17 protein-coding genes are annotated in these 15,975 nt (G+C 67.0%); 9 read left to right on the top strand and 8 right to left on the bottom strand.

Annotated features, from left to right (window positions below):
• Window positions 1-38: 38 nt before the first annotated feature.
• The gene (locus OHS03_RS22735) at window positions 39-407 is read left to right on the top strand and encodes an ADP-ribosylation/crystallin J1 (protein ID WP_328656879.1); all 369 of its coding nucleotides are present in this window, start codon (window positions 39-41) and stop codon (window positions 405-407) included.
• A gap of 251 nt (window positions 408-658) precedes the next feature.
• Window positions 659-880 (top strand): hypothetical protein, encoded by a 222-nt coding sequence (locus OHS03_RS22740; RefSeq protein ID WP_328656881.1) that lies wholly within the window; start codon window positions 659-661, stop codon window positions 878-880.
• A gap of 63 nt (window positions 881-943) precedes the next feature.
• On the opposite strand, the gene OHS03_RS22745 is transcribed toward OHS03_RS22740, so the two are convergent.
• Window positions 944-1,945, bottom strand: coding sequence for an NAD(P)/FAD-dependent oxidoreductase (locus OHS03_RS22745; RefSeq protein WP_328656883.1), 1,002 nt, complete (start codon window positions 1,943-1,945; stop codon window positions 944-946).
• Window positions 1,946-2,027: 82 nt separating this feature from the next.
• Between OHS03_RS22745 and OHS03_RS22750 the strand changes: the two genes are divergently transcribed.
• Window positions 2,028-2,609 carry a helix-turn-helix domain-containing protein gene (locus OHS03_RS22750; RefSeq protein ID WP_062991330.1) on the top strand — a complete coding sequence of 194 codons (582 nt, stop codon included), beginning with the start codon at window positions 2,028-2,030 and terminating at the stop codon, window positions 2,607-2,609.
• Window positions 2,610-2,673: 64 nt separating this feature from the next.
• Here OHS03_RS22750 and OHS03_RS22755 read toward each other — a convergent pair whose 3' ends face one another.
• Window positions 2,674-3,156 carry a hypothetical protein gene (locus tag OHS03_RS22755; RefSeq protein WP_063005459.1) on the bottom strand — a complete coding sequence of 161 codons (483 nt, stop codon included), beginning with the start codon at window positions 3,154-3,156 and terminating at the stop codon, window positions 2,674-2,676.
• A 188-nt stretch (window positions 3,157-3,344) separates the two neighbouring features.
• A complete protein-coding gene (locus OHS03_RS22760; RefSeq protein WP_056813274.1) occupies window positions 3,345-3,980 on the bottom strand; it encodes a TetR/AcrR family transcriptional regulator in 636 nt (211 codons plus the stop codon).
• Window positions 3,981-4,048: 68 nt separating this feature from the next.
• Between OHS03_RS22760 and OHS03_RS22765 the strand changes: the two genes are divergently transcribed.
• The 4 genes from OHS03_RS22765 to OHS03_RS22780 all read left to right on the top strand — a co-directional run bounded on the left by OHS03_RS22765 (window position 4,049) and on the right by OHS03_RS22780 (window position 9,286).
• Entirely contained in the window at window positions 4,049-5,587 is a 1,539-nt protein-coding gene (locus OHS03_RS22765) for a flavin-containing monooxygenase (protein ID WP_328656885.1), read from the top strand.
• A complete protein-coding gene (locus OHS03_RS22770) occupies window positions 5,584-6,417 on the top strand; it encodes an SDR family NAD(P)-dependent oxidoreductase (RefSeq protein ID WP_056813280.1) in 834 nt (277 codons plus the stop codon). The genes OHS03_RS22765 and OHS03_RS22770 overlap by 4 nt, the downstream gene beginning before the upstream one ends.
• A 26-nt stretch (window positions 6,418-6,443) precedes the next feature.
• On the top strand, window positions 6,444-7,397 hold the full coding sequence (locus OHS03_RS22775; RefSeq protein ID WP_328656886.1) for an alpha/beta hydrolase: 954 nt from the start codon (window positions 6,444-6,446) through the stop codon (window positions 7,395-7,397).
• A gap of 92 nt (window positions 7,398-7,489) precedes the next feature.
• Window positions 7,490-9,286 carry an AMP-dependent synthetase/ligase gene (locus OHS03_RS22780; RefSeq protein ID WP_328656887.1) on the top strand — a complete coding sequence of 599 codons (1,797 nt, stop codon included), beginning with the start codon at window positions 7,490-7,492 and terminating at the stop codon, window positions 9,284-9,286.
• A gap of 52 nt (window positions 9,287-9,338) precedes the next feature.
• Here OHS03_RS22780 and OHS03_RS22785 read toward each other — a convergent pair whose 3' ends face one another.
• A complete protein-coding gene (locus OHS03_RS22785; RefSeq protein WP_328656889.1) occupies window positions 9,339-10,049 on the bottom strand; it encodes a cutinase family protein in 711 nt (236 codons plus the stop codon).
• 81 nt (window positions 10,050-10,130) lie between these two features.
• On the bottom strand, window positions 10,131-10,553 hold the full coding sequence (locus OHS03_RS22790; protein WP_328656891.1) for a hypothetical protein: 423 nt from the start codon (window positions 10,551-10,553) through the stop codon (window positions 10,131-10,133).
• A 125-nt stretch (window positions 10,554-10,678) separates the two neighbouring features.
• Between OHS03_RS22790 and OHS03_RS22795 the strand changes: the two genes are divergently transcribed.
• Window positions 10,679-12,256, top strand: a complete 1,578-nt coding sequence (locus OHS03_RS22795) for a molybdopterin-dependent oxidoreductase (protein ID WP_328656894.1) — start codon at window positions 10,679-10,681, stop codon at window positions 12,254-12,256.
• Window positions 12,257-12,309: 53 nt separating this feature from the next.
• Here the strand turns inward: OHS03_RS22795 and OHS03_RS22800 are convergent, their stop codons facing one another.
• A complete protein-coding gene (locus OHS03_RS22800) occupies window positions 12,310-13,782 on the bottom strand; it encodes a DHA2 family efflux MFS transporter permease subunit (RefSeq protein WP_328656896.1) in 1,473 nt (490 codons plus the stop codon).
• A gap of 28 nt (window positions 13,783-13,810) precedes the next feature.
• Complete coding sequence (locus OHS03_RS22805) at window positions 13,811-14,467, bottom strand: PadR family transcriptional regulator (RefSeq protein WP_328656898.1); 657 nt, start codon at window positions 14,465-14,467, stop codon at window positions 13,811-13,813.
• A gap of 307 nt (window positions 14,468-14,774) precedes the next feature.
• Between OHS03_RS22805 and OHS03_RS22810 the strand changes: the two genes are divergently transcribed.
• Window positions 14,775-15,185: a DUF4189 domain-containing protein gene (locus tag OHS03_RS22810; protein WP_328656900.1), complete on the top strand. Its 411-nt coding sequence runs from the start codon at window positions 14,775-14,777 to the stop codon at window positions 15,183-15,185.
• Window positions 15,186-15,278: 93 nt separating this feature from the next.
• Here the strand turns inward: OHS03_RS22810 and OHS03_RS22815 are convergent, their stop codons facing one another.
• The gene (locus OHS03_RS22815) at window positions 15,279-15,863 is read right to left on the bottom strand and encodes a type 2 periplasmic-binding domain-containing protein (protein ID WP_328656903.1); all 585 of its coding nucleotides are present in this window, start codon (window positions 15,861-15,863) and stop codon (window positions 15,279-15,281) included.
• Window positions 15,864-15,975: the final 112 nt, after the last annotated feature.

Here is a 15,975-nt window from a genome sequence, read left to right on the forward strand (position 1 = left end):
GCTGGCCACCCGTTATCCGGCCCGACTACGGTGCCTGCATGCACACCACGACCCTGTGGCGCCCGACCGGTCCCGAAGAGCTGGCCCTGGTAGCCGAATCCGGTTGGCGCACCTGGCCACCGCGCCTGCCCGACCAGCCGATCTTCTACCCGGTCCTCAACGAGGCCTACGCGATCCTCATCGCCAGAGACTGGAACGTCCCGGCCTCCGGCGCGGGCTACGTCACCCGTTTCGAGGTCGACACCGCCTATCTCGACCGCTACGAAGTCCAGCAAGCCGGTGGCCGCGACATCCTCGAATACTGGATCCCCGCAGAGGATCTCGACGAATTCAACCGCAATATCGTCGGCGCGATCGAGGTCGTCCGCCGTTTCCCTGACGATGCGCCCCTACCCGATCAGGGGTGAACCTTCAGACTCGGCCTACCATCGCCGCACGGATCTGCGCGACCGCGGCACGTGGATCGTCGGCCCAGAACGCGACAGCGCTCACCGTGAAGTCGCCGTGCGGAGTGCGAAGGGTCTCGGGTTCGGTCAGGACGCGCGAAGCACTCGGCTGAAGGGCGCAGCCCCGGTTTTCAGGGCTACCGGTCGGTCGGTTCAGCGGGCAGCATCCAAGTCGCCGACTGTGGCAACACTTTTCGAACTTGGGAGTTAGCGTGTCGATCGGGAAATTCGTGATGTCGGGTGTGGCGACGACGATGGTGGCGCTCGGCGCTGTAGTGCCCGCTACCGCGGCGGCCGCGCCGACGGTGGCGGTCGCCGAGGCTGGCACCGGTAGTGCCGACGCGACCAGCGGGAGTGGGACGTTGGTACTGCTCATCCAGGAACTGTTCAAGCCGTGCCCGTTCAGCAGCACGGTCTGCCCGGCCGACAACTGAGCCCTGGACGATGGCCCCGGCGTGACGCACGTCGGGGCCATCGTCATGTCGAGCCGATCCGGTTCACACAGGCGCTGATTCGACCTGGCCGGCACGGGCTCGGCGTTCGGCTACCGCGGCCGCGGTTTCGGCCATCACCAATTCGGCGTTGATCTGCGCACCGGCCATGGCACCGGCTGCCGCGGCCGCGCCGACCTGGGCGGACGGGTCGGTGGCGTTGCCCGCGATCCAGACGCCGGGCACCGAGGTGCGGCCGACGGGATCGGCGGGAATGTGGTCGCCCATGCCGGAAGGGTGCGGTTCGGGGACCAAGCCGAGATCAGTGAGGAAGGTGGCGCGAGTGTTCATGCGGGGACCGACGACCAGGGCGTCGCGTTCGACGACGGTGCCGTCGGCGAGCTGGACACCTGTCAGACGGTCGGCGCCGAGCACCTCGACGACCTTGCCGTCGACGATCCGAATGCCCCGAGCCACCAGCTTTTCCGCGTCTTCGTCACTCAACGGGGCAGCCGTGTGGGACAGGAAGACGATGTCGTCGCTGAGCTGACTGAACAGCAGCGCCTGGTGCACCGACATCGGGCCGCTCGCCAGCACGGCGATGCGCTGGTCGCGCACCTCCCAGCCGTGGCAGTACGGGCAGTGCAGCACGTCGTGACCCCAGTGTTCGCGCAGACCGGTGACCTCGGGGAGCTCGTCGGCGAGTCCGGTGGCGACGAGAATCCGCCGCGCTCGCACGGTGCGACCGTCGGCGAGGGTCACCACGAATTCCGCGATGTCGGTCGAACCCGGCGCATCAGCGGCACGGTCGACCCCGACCACCCGACCCGACACCACATGTCCGCCGTACCCACGCACCTCCGCGCGTCCGAGCTCGAGCAGCTCCAGCGGCGACATCCCCTCGCGGCCGAGCAGCCCGTGCACTCCCTGAGCAGGCGCGTTACGCGGCGCCCCCGCGTCGATCACGGCCACCGAACGCCGCGAACGCGCCAGCATCAGCGCCGCGTTCAGCCCGGCGGCTCCACCACCGAGCACCACTACGTCGTATGAATCGTTCAGCTGTGTCATCTCGACCTCCTTCGAGGACCCACAGTGCATCCCAGCGACAAATGCTGGCAACCTTCTTTGCCGACATGGCAAAATGGACAGCATGGACGACCTCGATCAGACCCTCGACTCGGTCGGCCCCCGGCTGCGCACCCTGCGCAAACAGCGCCAGACCACCCTCGCCGACCTCTCCCAGGAAACCGGGATCTCGGTCAGCACGCTGTCGCGCCTGGAATCCGGCGACCGCAAACCCACCCTCGAACTCCTGCTCCCCCTGGCCAAGGCGCACGGCGTCACCCTCGACGAACTCGTCGACGCCCCACCCACCGGCGACCCGCGCATCCACCTGCGCCCGGTCACCCGCCACGGCATGACCATGCTCCCGCTCACCAAGCGCGCGGGCGGCATCCAAGCCTTCAAGATGATCATCGCCCCCGGCGCACGCAATCGCCCGGACACTCCCCAGGTCCACGAGGGCTACGAATGGCTGTACGTGCTCAACGGCCGCCTTCGCCTGATCCTCGGCGACAACGACCTCATCCTGAACCCCGGCGAGGCCGCCGAGTTCGACACCCACATCCCGCACTGGTTCGGCGCCGCCGACGAACAATCCGTCGAATTCATCAGCCTGTTCGGCAAGCAGGGTGAGCGCGCACATCTGCGCGCCCGCCCGAAGTCCGGCTAGGGCAGGCGCGACAGGGGGCGAGTGCGCTCACCTGCGCACTCGCCCCTACGCCGAAACTACGAAATCAGCCGAGCGTGAAGATCGCGTGTCCCGAGATCTGCTCCAATTCCTGATGCTGGGGCAGGGTTTCATCGGTGGTCACGATCCAGGCCTCCACCCGGCCCTTGCCGGGCGCGGTGCCGAACCCGACGATCACATTGTCCGGCGCGTGCAGAATCTGACCGTTCTCCACGGGGTGCGACTGGCCGTTGCTGACGCCGGTATCCAGATTGCGGAAGCGCACGGCCACCATGTAGCGCTGGCAGAAGTCCCCCGTCTGGGTGATCGCCACCCGAACTCCGAAGGTGCCCGATTGCGGTTGCGGCACGGTCTGGGCGTTGATGATCGCCGCGCAGTTGGCGCCGGGAGTCCGGCTGAGCGTCGGTGTGAACACCGTGACCGGATCCGACGGCAACGCACCGGCGGGCGCACCGAGCCCGACGAGGACGGCACCGGCGGAAATAGCTACGGCAGAGAGTTTGCGAAACGTGCTGTTCGTGAGAGTCATACCCACTTCGTCGTCCCGAACCGACCTTCCGTTAGCCGCCGTTACGGTCACGATTCGGCATCCGAAGATCAACTGCCACAACAGATTCGGCGCATGAACAACCCCATCCCATGCAGCAGCGGACGCCCCGGAAACAGGGCATCTCATGACAAGTTCGCGACGCGCCGCTCGATCCGTTAACAGGAATTTCAATCCCGCAGCGCGGCGATCAACGCCGGACTCAGGGCCAGCGCGGGCAACGACTCCACCAGCAGGTCGACCAGCGACTCACGACTGATCGGCTTGTCGATCAGCCAGGTGAGGATGGTCTCCTCGACGAAGGCGATCCAGCCGCGAATGGCCAAGGTGAGCCGGGCCAGATCGGGATCCTCGGGCGGCAGCGGCAGTTCGCTGACGATGAGATCGGTGATGGCGCCGCGGGTTTCGTTGACATAGCCGACCATGTCGGGGGTGACACTGGCGGGCCCGCGCAGCACGGAACGGTAGGACGCGGAGTGCTCGGTGGCGTAGTCGACGAACCGTTCGATCGAGTCGCGCAGCATGTCGAACAGCGACAGTTCGCGGTTGGGCATGATCGCGACGAAGATCTCGGTGTTCACATGCCGGGCGATCGCCTGGTGGAATTCCTGCTTGGAAGCGAAGTAGTGGAACAGCAGGCCGCGCGAGATCCCCGCCTGCTTGGCGATGTCGTCGACCGAGACTTCCTCGAGCGTTCGGTCGGCCAGCATCTCGGCGCCGAGGGTGATCAGCTGTAGCCGACGCTCCTCGGGGCTGAGCCGCACACGCTTCGTCTCTCCCGCACTCCTGGTACTCACACCGGCCATCTTAGCCACTACTGAATCTTGCTCAATAGCTGTTGACTCATACTCAATAAGACCGTATTCTGCTGTACATGAGTCGCAAGGTCACAGACAACGTTGTCGAACCCCTGATCGCCGAAACCCGCCACGTGAAGACGATCATCGTCGGCAGCGGGTTCGCCGGGCTCGGCCTGGCCATCCGCCTGAGCCAGGAGGGTCGCGACGACTTCCTCGTGCTCGAGCGCGGCAGCGAAGTCGGCGGCACCTGGCGCGACAACACCTACCCCGGTGCTGCCTGCGACGTGCCTTCGCACCTGTACTCGTACTCGTTCGCCCCGAACCCGGACTGGACCCGCTCGTTCTCCAAGCAGGGCGAGATCCAGGCCTACATCAAGAGCGTCGCCGAGCGTCACGACGTGCTCGACCGGCACATCTTCGATTGCGACGTGCAGAGCATCCGCTGGAACGACGCGGACGCGCGGTGGGAGATCGGCTCCACCCAGGGCAACTTCACCGCCGACACCGTGGTCTCCGCGGTCGGCGCGCTGTGCGAGCCGTCGCTACCCGACATCAAGGGCATCAACGACTTCGAGGGCGAGATCTTCCACTCCGCCCGCTGGAACCACGACGCCGACCTCACCGGCAAGCGCGTCGCGGTGATCGGCACCGGCGCCTCCTCGATCCAGATCGTGCCCGCGATCGCGAGCAAGGTCGCCACCCTCGACGTCTACCAGCGCACCGCGCCGTGGCTGCTGCCGCGCATGGACCGCCCGTATCTGCTGCCCGAGCGGCTGGCGTTCAAGCACATCCCCGCCGTGCAGCGCCTCTCCCGCGCGGCCATCTACGCCGCACGAGAGACCCAGGTCGTCGGCCTGACCCGCTTCCCCGTGCTGATGAAGGCCTTCGAGGCCCTCTCGCGCGCCAAGCTGCAGATCGAGATCCGCGATCCCGAACTGCGCAAGAAGGTCACCCCGAACTACCGGATCGGCTGCAAGCGCATGCTGATCTCCAACGAGTACTACCCCGCGCTGGATCGCGACAATGTCGACGTGATCACCGACGGCATCGCCGAGGTGAAGCCGGGCTCGATCGTCACCAAGGACGGCACCGAGCGCGAGATCGACGCGCTGATCGTGGCCACCGGCTTCCACGTCACCGACTCCCCGACCTACAACTCGATGATCGGGCGCGACGGGCGCACGCTGGCCGAGGTGTTCGACGAGATCGGCCAGCAGGCCTACAAGGGCTCGGCCATCGCGAACTTCCCCAACATGTTCTTCCTGGTCGGCCCGAACGTCGGGCTCGGCCACACCTCGATGGTGTACATGATCGAATCGCAGATCAACTACGTCAGCGACGCGCTGGCGGCGATCGACAAGCGCGGTCTGCGGACCGTCGAGGTGCGCGAAGAAGCGCAGCGGGCCTACAACGCCGACCTGCAGGAAAAGTTGGGCAAGACCGTCTGGAACACTGGCGGCTGCGCCAGCTGGTATCTGGACAAGCACGGCAACAACACCACGTTGTGGCCGGACTTCACCTTCGAATTCCGTAGGCTCACACGGCATTTCGATGCCGCCGCCTACACTACGACAACCGCAGACGCCGATAGGGAAGTGGTGGCAGCACAGTGAGCAAAGATGCTTACTTCACGAACAAGGTATGCGTGATCACCGGAGCAGGCTCCGGCATCGGCCGCGCACTGGCCGAGAACCTGGCCGCGCGCGGCGCCAAGCTGGCGCTGTCCGATATCGACGCCGAGGGCCTGGCCCAGACCGTCGCCTCCTGCGAGAAGCTGGGCGCGCAGGTCAAGTCCGACCGGCTCAATGTGGCCGAGCGTGAGTCGTTCCTGCTCTACGCCGATCAGGTGAAGGCGCACTTCGGCGTCGTGCACCAGATCTACAACAACGCGGGTATCGCCTACCACGGTGACGTGATCAAGACCGAGTTCAAAGACATCGAACGCATCATGGATGTGGACTTCTGGGGCGTCGTCAACGGCACCAAGGCGTTCCTGCCGATGCTGATCGAGTCCGGCGACGGCCACGTCATCAATGTGTCCAGCCTCTTCGGGCTGGTCGCCGTACCCGGCCAGGCGGCCTACAACTCGGCCAAGTTCGCGGTGCGCGGCTTCACCGAGGCGCTGTTCCAGGAGATGAAGGTCGCCAAGGCGCCCGTCAAGGTCACCTGCGTGCACCCCGGTGGCATCAAGACCGCGGTCGCCCGCAACGCCACCTACGCCGAGGGCATGGACGGCGCCAACGCCGCCACCCTGTTCGACAAGTACCTGGCGATTCACACCCCGGAGATGGCCGCGCAGACCATCACCGAGGGTGTGCGCAAGGGCCAGGCCCGCGTGCTGATCGGCTGGGAGGCCAAGGTGCTCGACGTGAGCGTGCGCTTCCTCGCCTCCGGCTACAGCCGGATCTCGGCCGTGGTCAACGGCCGCTTCATGCCACACTGACGATCCTCCAGACCTGAGGAAACTCCATGCGCGAGTTCAAGATTCCGCTGCCGATCGCCCGCACGGTGCTCGACCCGGTGTTCCGGGTGACACTAAACGCGCGGCTACCTGTGGTGGTGCAGCGCGTTCTGCTCGACGCGGTCTCCCGGCTGCAGTTGGTGCCCGACGGTTCCGTCGTGCAGCACCTGCAGCTGGGCGGGCGCCCCGCCGAACGCGTGATCGCCGAGACCGCCATTCCGGGTTCGCGTACCCGGGCGGTCCCGCCCGAACGTGCCGCGGGCGCGATCTTGTACCTGCACGGCGGCGGCTATGTGGTCGGTTCCATCGCCACGCACCGTTCGCTGGTGGCCGGGCTCGCGCGCGAGACAGCGTGCGCGGTGTACTCGCTGGACTACCGGCTGGCCCCGGAGCACCCGTTCCCGGCCGGTCTCGACGACGCCGAAGCCGCGTTCCTCGACCTGGTCGGCAACGTCGGCTACCGGCCCGATCAGATCTGTCTGGCCGGCGACTCGGCGGGCGGCGGCCTGGCGATGGCGCTGGCGCAGCGGCTGATCGAGCGGCATCAGATGACGCCGGCCGCACTCGGCCTCATCGCGCCGTGGGTGGACCCCACCGAGGTACCGAGCAAGGACCGCGACCTGGTGATCAACCGGGCGTGGTCGCAGGCGTGCGCCGCCTACTACCTGGGCGACGCCGCCGCCACCGAAGCGGGTTACGCCCCGCTGTCGGGCAATCTGATCGGCCTGCCGCCCACCTACGTGCAGGTCGATGTGAGCGAACTCCTGCACGACCAGTGTCGCAAGCTCGTCTCAGCCCTGCGTGGAGCGGGGGTGCACGTCCGCTTCACCGAAACCCGCGGACTCTGGCACGTCGCGCAATTGCAAGCCGCGCTGGTCACCGAGGCAGCGCTGGCACTCAGCGAACTCGCGGAATTCCTGCGAGAGGCAATTCAGCCGGTATCGATCAACGATTTACGATAAGTCCTGGTGACGGGCAATTCGGGCGGCGATATCGCGACCCGCGCGAACGTGTCGTAGATTACTGGCGAGTAGAACCCACTGGAAGGGCACAGATGCGAGAGTTCGAAGTTCCGGCTTCCTACACCATCCCGGACGATGCGAACAATTCCGATAACGTCTTCCGCTTCGGCGAAGAGACGCCGAATACGGTCTTGTTCAACGTCCCGAACGGCAGCGGCGGCTGGAACGACGTCACGGCAGCGCAGTTCGCGAAGGCCGTCACCGGCGTTGCCAAGGGCTTGATCGCCTCCGGCATCGAACTGGGCGACCGCGTCGCGCTCATGGCCGCCACGCGCTACGAGTGGACGCTGCTGGACTTCGCGATCTGGGCCGCCGGTGGCGTGACCGTCGCGATCTACGACAGCTCGGCCGCCGAGCAGGCCAAGTGGATCCTGCAGGATTCCGAGACCAAGCTGCTGGTCGTCGAGAACGACAAGCACCGTGCCACGATCGACGAGATCGAAGCCGGTTCGCTGCCCGCGCTGGCCGAGACCATCCAGATCGACAAGGGCGCCATCGACACGCTCACCGAGCGCGGCGCCGATCTGGACGACTCCGTCGTGCACGAGCGTCGCAAGCAGGTCGGCGCGGCCTCCCCCGCGACCCTGATCTACACCTCGGGCACCACCGGCCGCCCCAAGGGCGTCCAGCTGACCCACGCGAACCTGTGGGCCGAGTCGCGTTCGGGCGGCATCGAGCTCAGCGCGTTCGTCTCCGAGGGTCAGAAGACCCTGCTGTTCCTGCCGCTGGCGCACGTGTTCGCCCGCGCCGTCGCGCTGATCGCCTTCGATTCCAAGGTGACCATCCGCCACAGCTCGGACTGGACCACCCTGGTCGAGCAGTTCGGCGACTTCAAGCCCGACTTCATCCTCTCGGTGCCGCGCGTGTTCGAGAAGGTCTTCAACTCCGCCAAGCAGAAGGCGCACGACGGCGGCAAGGGCAAGATCTTCGACGCCGCCGCGGAGACCGCCATCGCCTACAGCACGGCGCTCGAGACCAAGGGCGGCCCTGACCTGCTGCTCAAGCTCAAGCACTTCGTCTTCGACAAGCTGGTCTACAGCAAGCTGCGCGCGGCCCTCGGTGGCCAGTGCCTGGCCGCTGTCTCCGGTGGCGGCCCGCTGGGCGCGCGCCTCGGCCACTTCTTCCGCGGTGCCGGCGTGACGATCTACGAGGGCTACGGCCTGACCGAGACCACCGCCGCGTTCACCGTGAACACGCCCGCGTTCATCCGGGTCGGCTCGGTCGGTCGCCCGATCCAGGGCCACGCGGCCAAGATCGCCGAAGACGGCGAGCTGCTGCTCAAGGGCTCGGTCGTGTTCGACGGTTACTGGGGCAATGCCGAGGCCACCGACGAGGCGTTCGAGGACGGCTGGTTCAAGACCGGCGACCTGGGTGCCATCGACGCCGACGGTTTCGTCACCATCACCGGTCGCAAGAAGGAAATCCTGGTCACCGCGGGCGGCAAGAACGTCTCCCCCGCGGTCCTCGAGGACGCCCTGCGCGCGCACCCGCTGATCAGCCAGGTGATGGTCGTCGGCGACGGCCAGCCTTTCATCGGCGCGCTGATCACCCTCGACCCGGAGGCCCTGCCTGGTTGGAAGGATCGCAACGGCGTCGCCGCCGACACCGCGATCGAGACCCTGATCGAGAACCCGGCGCTGGTCGCCGAGGTGCAGGCCGCGATCGACGAGACCAACAAGAAGGTCTCCAAGGCCGAGGCGATCAAGAAGATCCGCATCCTCCCGGTCGACTGGACCCAGGAGGGTGGCGAGCTCACCCCGAAGATGTCGCTCAAGCGCGCCGTCGTCATGAAGCAGTACGCGGGCGAAGTAGACAAGATCTACTCCTGATCCCGCGCATACGAAAGGCCGGTTGCGTTCGCGCAACCGGCCTTTCGGCTGTTCAGAACCGTTGCGCCGCGAATTGCGCCGCGGTGATGGTCATTCCGTTGATGCCGTAGAGGCTGTGCGCGGCATTGGGTTGGGCGAGTGGGGATCCGTCGCAGATGTTGTCCGAGGGGACACACAGCTCGATGGTCTTGTTCTTGTAGAGCGCGCCGACCGAGACCGGCGGTGCGTCCGCGTCGGCCATGAACCGATCCGACGGTTTGCCGAACAGCGCGACCGCCGCGACGTGCTCGGCCACCTCGGGCGCCATCGGCTCCGGCAGATACATCGCGTACTCCGGCAGCACACCCTCCGGCACACCGACACCGGTCGCGAAACCGGCCAGCGCCGCGCCTTGGGAATATCCGCCGAGGACGATCCGGGAGTTCGGGCAGTTCGCCGCGAGGTATTCGACCCGCCGCTGGGCATCACCGATCCCCTCCACGACGGTGCGCGCGAAGGCCAGCCGGTCGGCGAAGTCGCTGCTGGCCGGGTAGTCGACGCCATACGAGCCGACCGAGCGTCCGCCCGCGTTCGCGCGCAGCGCTTCGACGAAGGAGACACCGGTCAGACCGAGTTCGCCGCCCGGCTCGGCGGTCCCGCGAGCGAACACCACCTCGATATCGGAACAGGGTGCGGCGGTAGCGGAATGGGTGGGCGATACCAGGGGAATCGCGGCTGCCAACAAGACTGCAGACACGAATCGCAGGAGAGAACGTGCTGTCATGCCGCGCAGACTACCGACCGCGAGCGTTCGCCGATCCCCCGCTCGCCACGACGCGCCGCCGTGGTGGCGTGCGCCCGTCGTTCATGCCACGCTCACCTGCCTCGCTCGCAGAACGCTCAGGCCGGCGACAGCGATCGCGAGGTCGGCGGCGATCTCGAACAGTGCCGCGAACCAGGAGAATCCGGTGACGCCGGAGCTCGGCGGGGCGTTGACGAAGCTGTCGCTGAGTGGGCCGAACCAGTCCGGGAGCACGTGCACGATCGTGAAGCCGAACGCGCTCGCGAAGCCGATGAACACCGCGGCGCGTGGGGCGGCCGGGTGACCTCGGAACACCAGGAACACCGTGAACACGGCGAAGAGGAGTTGCAGGGTGCCGAGGGCGTTCACCAGTGCTGAGGTGGCGTCCATGCCGCGGCGGAGGTGGTCGGCGCCGTGGACCAGGAGGGCGACGGCGAAGACCGCCGTCGTGGCGCGCAGTGTCGTGTCCGGAGCTGTCTCGGTCATCAGGCCTCCTGCCGAGCGGGATCATTTCTACTACACAGTGTAGTTTTCGAGAGCGGATCGCGGGAGGCATTCGGCTGTCACAAATCGGTCACCGGGGCGATTCGGCCGCGACGTAGGCTCGGACCATGGCATTGATGCGGGCGATGGCCGGGATCGTGGCCGCGGCACTGGTACTCGGTGTGGCGGAGTTGGTCGCGGTGTTCACCGGGGCCGGTAGTGCGCCCGCGTACGCACTCGGCGCGACCGTTGTCGACCACACGCCCGACGGGGTCAGAGAGTGGGCGATCTCGACCTTCGGGACGAACGACAAAGCCGTGTTGTTCGTGTGTATGGGCATCGTCGCGCTCGTTGTCGCGGGGGTCGCCGGGGTCGCGGAGCGGACGGCAAGGCCGATCGGGTCGGTGGGGTTCGCTGTTTTCGGGGTGGTCGCCGCCGTCATCGGGGCAGGCCGAGTCGGCGGGTTCGCCGGTGCGCTGCCCGCGCTGATCGGCACCGCCGCTGGGATTCTCGCGTTGCGAGGGCTGACCAGGCGGATCGACGACGCCGCCGAATCGCGGCGACCGGCAACGGAACCCACTGCGTCACAACAGGATGCCGAAGCCGCATCGACGGTCGGCGACCCGTCGACCACGGGAGCAGGGCGGCGGCGCGTGCTCGGCGGTATCGCGGCGACCGGGGTGCTCACCATCGGAGCCGGGCTCGCGGGGCGGCTACTCGGCGGCGCCCGCCACGACGTGACAGCCGAGCGCGAGTCCGTCGAACTCCCCGGAGCGGCCGCGCCATTGCCGGATCTTCCGCCGGACGCCGACCTGCGCGTGCCAGGGCTCACCTCGTACCTCACCCCCAACAGCGACTTCTACCGCATCGACACCGCGCTGATCGTTCCCCAGGTATCCACAGACTCCTGGTCGCTGCGCATCCACGGCATGGTCGAACAGGAAATCACCCTCACCTGGGACGATCTTCTGCGCCGCACCCCGGTCGAGCGCCTGGTGACCCTGGCCTGCGTGTCCAATCCGATCAACGGCGACCTCATCGGCAATGCCCGGTGGCTCGGTTACCGCCTCGACGAACTCCTCGCGCAAGCCCGTCCGCTCCCGGACGCCGACATGGTCCTGTCCCACAGCAAAGACGGCTGGACCGCAGGCAGCCCGCTCTCCGTACTCACCGATGGCCGCGACGCCCTCCTCGCCATCGGCATGAACGGCGAACCCCTCCCCGTCCAGCACGGCTACCCCGCCCGTCTCGTGGTCCCCGGCCTCTACGGCTACGTCTCCGCCACCAAGTGGGTCACCGAACTCGAGGTCACCCGCTTCGACCGAGCCACCGCCTATTGGACCCGCCGCGGCTGGTCGGCGCAGGGCCCGATCAAAACCGGCACCCGCATCGACACTCCGCGCGGTCGTGGCCGAATCCCGCAGGGCCGCACCGTGATCGCCGGTGTCGCCTGGGCCCAACATCGCGGCGTCACCGGCGTCGAAGTGCAGATCGACAACGGCGACTGGCGGCCCGCTCGCCTGTCCACCGAGGTCACCGTCGACACCTGGCGCCAATGGACCTACGACTGGGACGCCACCCCCGGCCAACACACCCTGCGTGCCCGCGCCATCGACACCACCGGCCTGCCCCAAACCGCCGTGGAACAAGACGTCGTGCCCGACGGCGCCACCGGCTACCCCACCCTCACCATTCAGGTGAACTGAACACGCCTGCCCGCCACGTTCGCACGTGACGGGCAAGCGATTCGGCGGCGCGATCAGGCCGAAGCGTCGGCCTTCTCTCGCGTAGGGACCTTTCCGGCCGATCTACCGTGACCGACGAACAGGGCCGAGGCGATGACGCCGATCACCAGGATCGAGGCGGGCAGGATCATCGACTGGGCCAGCGCGGTGCTGAATTCGTCGATGATCTGGGGCGGGAGCGGGCCGGTGGCCGCGCCTTCGCCGACCGGGCCGCCGTCGCCGAGTCCGTTGGCGGTCAGGCGAGCGGCGATCAGGGCGCTGATCGCCGCGCTACCGAGGACCGAGCCGACCTGGCGGGTGGTGTTGTAGATACCGGCGCCCGCACCGGCCTGGGCGACCGGCAGGTTGTGGGTGGCGGTCGTGGCGAGCGGGGCCCAGATACAGGCGTTGGCCAGACCCGCGACAGCGGCCGCGAGCAGGAACCAGCCGATCGACGAATCCGGGCTCATGAGCGCACCGAAGGACGCCACCGAACCGGCGAACAGCACGAAGCCGATCGTCGGCAGCAGTCGAGGCGGCAGCTTGTCCGACACCTTGCCGATGAACGGCGCGGTGAAACCGGTGATGATCGCCATCGGCGCGAAGACCAGCGCCGACATGGTCGGCGTCATCTCCCGCACCGCCTGCAGGTAGAAGTACGACGGCACCATCATCGAGGTGATCGCGGCGCCCATCGCGGCGATCGCCAGGTTCGACAGCGCGAAATTGCGGTCGCGGAACAGGGCCAGCGGCACCAGCGGTTCGCCCTTGTTGCGCGCCTGGTTGATCACGAACACGACCAGCATCAGCACACCGAAGCCGATCAGCAGCCAGATCCGCAGCGACCAGTCCTGCGAATTGCCTTCCTGGATACCGAAAACCAGTGCGAGCATGCCGATGCCGCTGAGGACGACACCGACGATGTCGAACTTGTGGTCGTTGGTCGGCAGCGCGGGCACGAGCCACACGGCCAGCCCGAACGCGATGATGCCGACCGGCACGTTCACGAAGAAGATCCATTCCCAGCCGAGGTTGTCGACCAGCACACCACCGAGGATGGGACCGACCAGCGTCGCCAGCCCGGCGACGCCACCCCACAGGCCCATCGCGGCGCCGCGCTTGTCCGGCGCGAAGGTCCGGGTGATCACGGCCATCGTCTGCGGCGTCATCAACGCGGCGCCGACGCCCTGGGCGGCGCGGGCGGCGATCAGCATGCCGATGCTGCCGGACAGGCCGCACCACAGCGACGCGCCGGTGAAGATCGCGAGGCCGATCAGGTAGATGTTCTTCGGCCCGAATTTGTCACCGAGACGGCCGGTGACCAGCAGCGGCACCGCGTAGGTGAGCAGGTAGGCGCTGGTGACCCAGATGACGTTGGAGATGTCGGTGCTGAGGTCGGTCATGATGGCCGGATTGGCGACCGCGACGATCGTCATATCCAGCAGGATCATGAAGAACCCGACCACCAGCGCGAAGAGCGCTAGCCACGGATTACGTTGGGTGGTCATCGAATTCGTTCCAATCGAGGAGAAGGATTCAGCTTCGGGCGGCCCAGCGGGGCCGGGGCGCGGCTTCGGGGGAATCCCCACTCGGCCATTCGTGGATGTGATCGTCGGTGATCCGTTCGCCGGTGTCGGGGTCGTACTGCTCCCACGGCACGGCACCGCTGCCGAGTTCGGCGGCGAAATCTTCGATCCACGCGAGTTCGGCGTGGATGGTGGCGCGAATATATTCCAGGACAAAGAAATAGCGGCGCGGGATGGCACGGCCGCGCGTCCAGTCGAGCAGCACGTCCATGTCGGCCCGCGACTGGGTCAGGTACTCCACGCGCTCGTCGAGCAATGCGACGACCTGTTCTTGCGGAAGGGTGTGCGCTTCGGCCAACGCCACCCGGAAGATCGGATATTCCTGCACCGGTGTCCGCAGCAGCTCGGCGATCCGCCCCCGCAGCGCGGTCCGCCCGGAATCGGTGATCCGATAGGTGGTCCGCTCGGGCCGATTCCCGGCCCGGCCGATCCCCTCCGCCGCCACCATCTCGTCCTCGGCCAGCCGGGCCACCACGTGATACAGCGACCCGGGCCGCACCTTGACCAGCAGGTCCTCCCGCCGAGCGATCAGCAGTTGATACATCTCGTACGGATGCATCGGCCGCTCGTCGAGCAACGCGAGTACCGCGATAGCCAACGGCGTCATCACATTCCGCCCGGGCTGCCCCAACCCCGCCACCTCCAACCAGCTATATGTTCCCTACCAAATATTCCAGTAGGAATATACGGAGCGGGACATAGCTTGGCAAGCGAAAACCCAGCCACCTGTCCTGTCTCGAGCAACCTGGTGGAGTACGAGTCGTGGCTCACGCGCGATGAAGCGGTCGCGCTGGATTTCGTGACGGTCTTTGCCGTGACCCCAAGACTTTTGGGGCAACCTCGCGTCCATGCGCTGCGGTATCTTCCATGCGATCGCCGCTCCCTGGTCGGCGCGCAGAGGAAGCACTAGCCATATGTTCGAAAAGTCCTTTGCGGCCGCCGCGCTCACGGTGAGCGCCGCTGCCGTCCTCGCGGCACCGCCGGCCGCCGCCGACCCGGTCAACTGGGGCGCCGTTTCCCTCAGCGTGTGGGGCAATGTCTACGCGTTTTCGGTCAACCACCCAACGGAAGCCGACGCCATTCGAGCCGCCGACCAAGCGTGCAAAGGTCACGGCATCATCGACTGCCGGATGGTGGTGACGTTCGCGAACGGCTGCGGCGCAGTCGTGACGAGCCCGCTCGCGATCGTCGCAGGGTTCCCGATCGTGGGCTTCGGTAAAGGGGCGACCCCAGGGGAGGCATACGCAGACGCCACCCACAACCTCCCCACCGGCACCGGAAGCGCCGGCTCGTTCAATCGCGACCACGCCTGCACCCAACCTTGATCGGCCAGATCTACTGAGACAGGACACCACCGAAACCGTGCACGATGGCGGGGTGGGTCGGGGAGGCGCCGAAGATCGGCGGGAGGGGTGACGCTAGAGGCTGTGGGCGTCGAGCCAGGATCGGGCTGCGTCGGCGGGCCGGGAACCGGTGTCGACCTGATGGATCAGGTCGACCAGTTCCTCGGTGGTCAGTTCGCCTGCTACGTAGTTGAGCTTCTTCAGCTGTTGGCGATCGAAGATGCCGCTGCGGTAGAGAGCGACGACGCTCTGGGCGCGGGCGACTCGGGGACGCGGGTCCGTTCCATCCGCCGCATCGGAGACCGAGATTCCTTGTGGAAGAGCCGAGTTGACCGCGGCGACCACTTCGTCCGGTGTGCGTGCCGGGGAGGCTGGGTTCCAGCGGTCGACGAGGGCGCCGTTGCGGGCGGGCAGGACGGCGATGCGGCCCGCGTCGAGATCGGCGAGGGGGCTGGGCAATCCGGTGACGACGGCGGAGTCGGTGCCCGCGCGTTCCAGTGCTTGGGAATAGATCTCGGCGAGCAGAACTGATTCCGTAGTCGAATCCCCGCCGACCACGACCACCGGACGGGCCTCGTCGGAGGCGCAGGAAACAGTGGTGAAAGCGCAGGCTGCGGCCAGGATCGCGGCGGCGGTTCCACGCACGGCGACCGAGTGCATCCGACGACACCAACTTTCCGTATTTGCCGTCAACCCGCGCAATTCGGCCCGACGGCGGGCAGTATGAACTACCAGAATGTACCTGTGGCCCCCGGGTCGCACGCACAGCGCA

The sequence above is a fragment of the Nocardia salmonicida genome (assembly GCF_036142455.1).
GTDB classification, from domain to species: Bacteria; Actinomycetota; Actinomycetes; order Mycobacteriales; family Mycobacteriaceae; genus Nocardia; species Nocardia salmonicida.

Excerpts from the sequence above, each read along its gene's own strand:
- OHS03_RS22790 (WP_328656891.1), bottom strand. The coding sequence starts at position 10,553 with ATGACCGAGACAGCTCCGGACACGACACTGCGCGCCACGACGGCGGTC.
- OHS03_RS22805 (WP_328656898.1), bottom strand. The coding sequence starts at position 14,467 with ATGACGCCGTTGGCTATCGCGGTACTCGCGTTGCTCGACGAGCGGCCG.
- OHS03_RS22795 (WP_328656894.1), top strand. The coding sequence starts at position 10,679 with ATGGCATTGATGCGGGCGATGGCCGGGATCGTGGCCGCGGCACTGGTA.
- OHS03_RS22745 (WP_328656883.1), bottom strand. The coding sequence starts at position 1,945 with ATGACACAGCTGAACGATTCATACGACGTAGTGGTGCTCGGTGGTGGA.
- OHS03_RS22815 (WP_328656903.1), bottom strand. The coding sequence starts at position 15,863 with ATGCACTCGGTCGCCGTGCGTGGAACCGCCGCCGCGATCCTGGCCGCA.
- OHS03_RS22750 (WP_062991330.1), top strand. The coding sequence starts at position 2,028 with ATGGACGACCTCGATCAGACCCTCGACTCGGTCGGCCCCCGGCTGCGC.
- OHS03_RS22735 (WP_328656879.1), top strand. The coding sequence starts at position 39 with ATGCACACCACGACCCTGTGGCGCCCGACCGGTCCCGAAGAGCTGGCC.
- OHS03_RS22780 (WP_328656887.1), top strand. The coding sequence starts at position 7,490 with ATGCGAGAGTTCGAAGTTCCGGCTTCCTACACCATCCCGGACGATGCG.
- OHS03_RS22810 (WP_328656900.1), top strand. The coding sequence starts at position 14,775 with ATGTTCGAAAAGTCCTTTGCGGCCGCCGCGCTCACGGTGAGCGCCGCT.
- OHS03_RS22760 (WP_056813274.1), bottom strand. The coding sequence starts at position 3,980 with ATGGCCGGTGTGAGTACCAGGAGTGCGGGAGAGACGAAGCGTGTGCGG.
- OHS03_RS22775 (WP_328656886.1), top strand. The coding sequence starts at position 6,444 with ATGCGCGAGTTCAAGATTCCGCTGCCGATCGCCCGCACGGTGCTCGAC.
- OHS03_RS22785 (WP_328656889.1), bottom strand. The coding sequence starts at position 10,049 with ATGACAGCACGTTCTCTCCTGCGATTCGTGTCTGCAGTCTTGTTGGCA.
- OHS03_RS22800 (WP_328656896.1), bottom strand. The coding sequence starts at position 13,782 with ATGACCACCCAACGTAATCCGTGGCTAGCGCTCTTCGCGCTGGTGGTC.
- OHS03_RS22755 (WP_063005459.1), bottom strand. The coding sequence starts at position 3,156 with ATGACTCTCACGAACAGCACGTTTCGCAAACTCTCTGCCGTAGCTATT.
- OHS03_RS22765 (WP_328656885.1), top strand. The coding sequence starts at position 4,049 with ATGAGTCGCAAGGTCACAGACAACGTTGTCGAACCCCTGATCGCCGAA.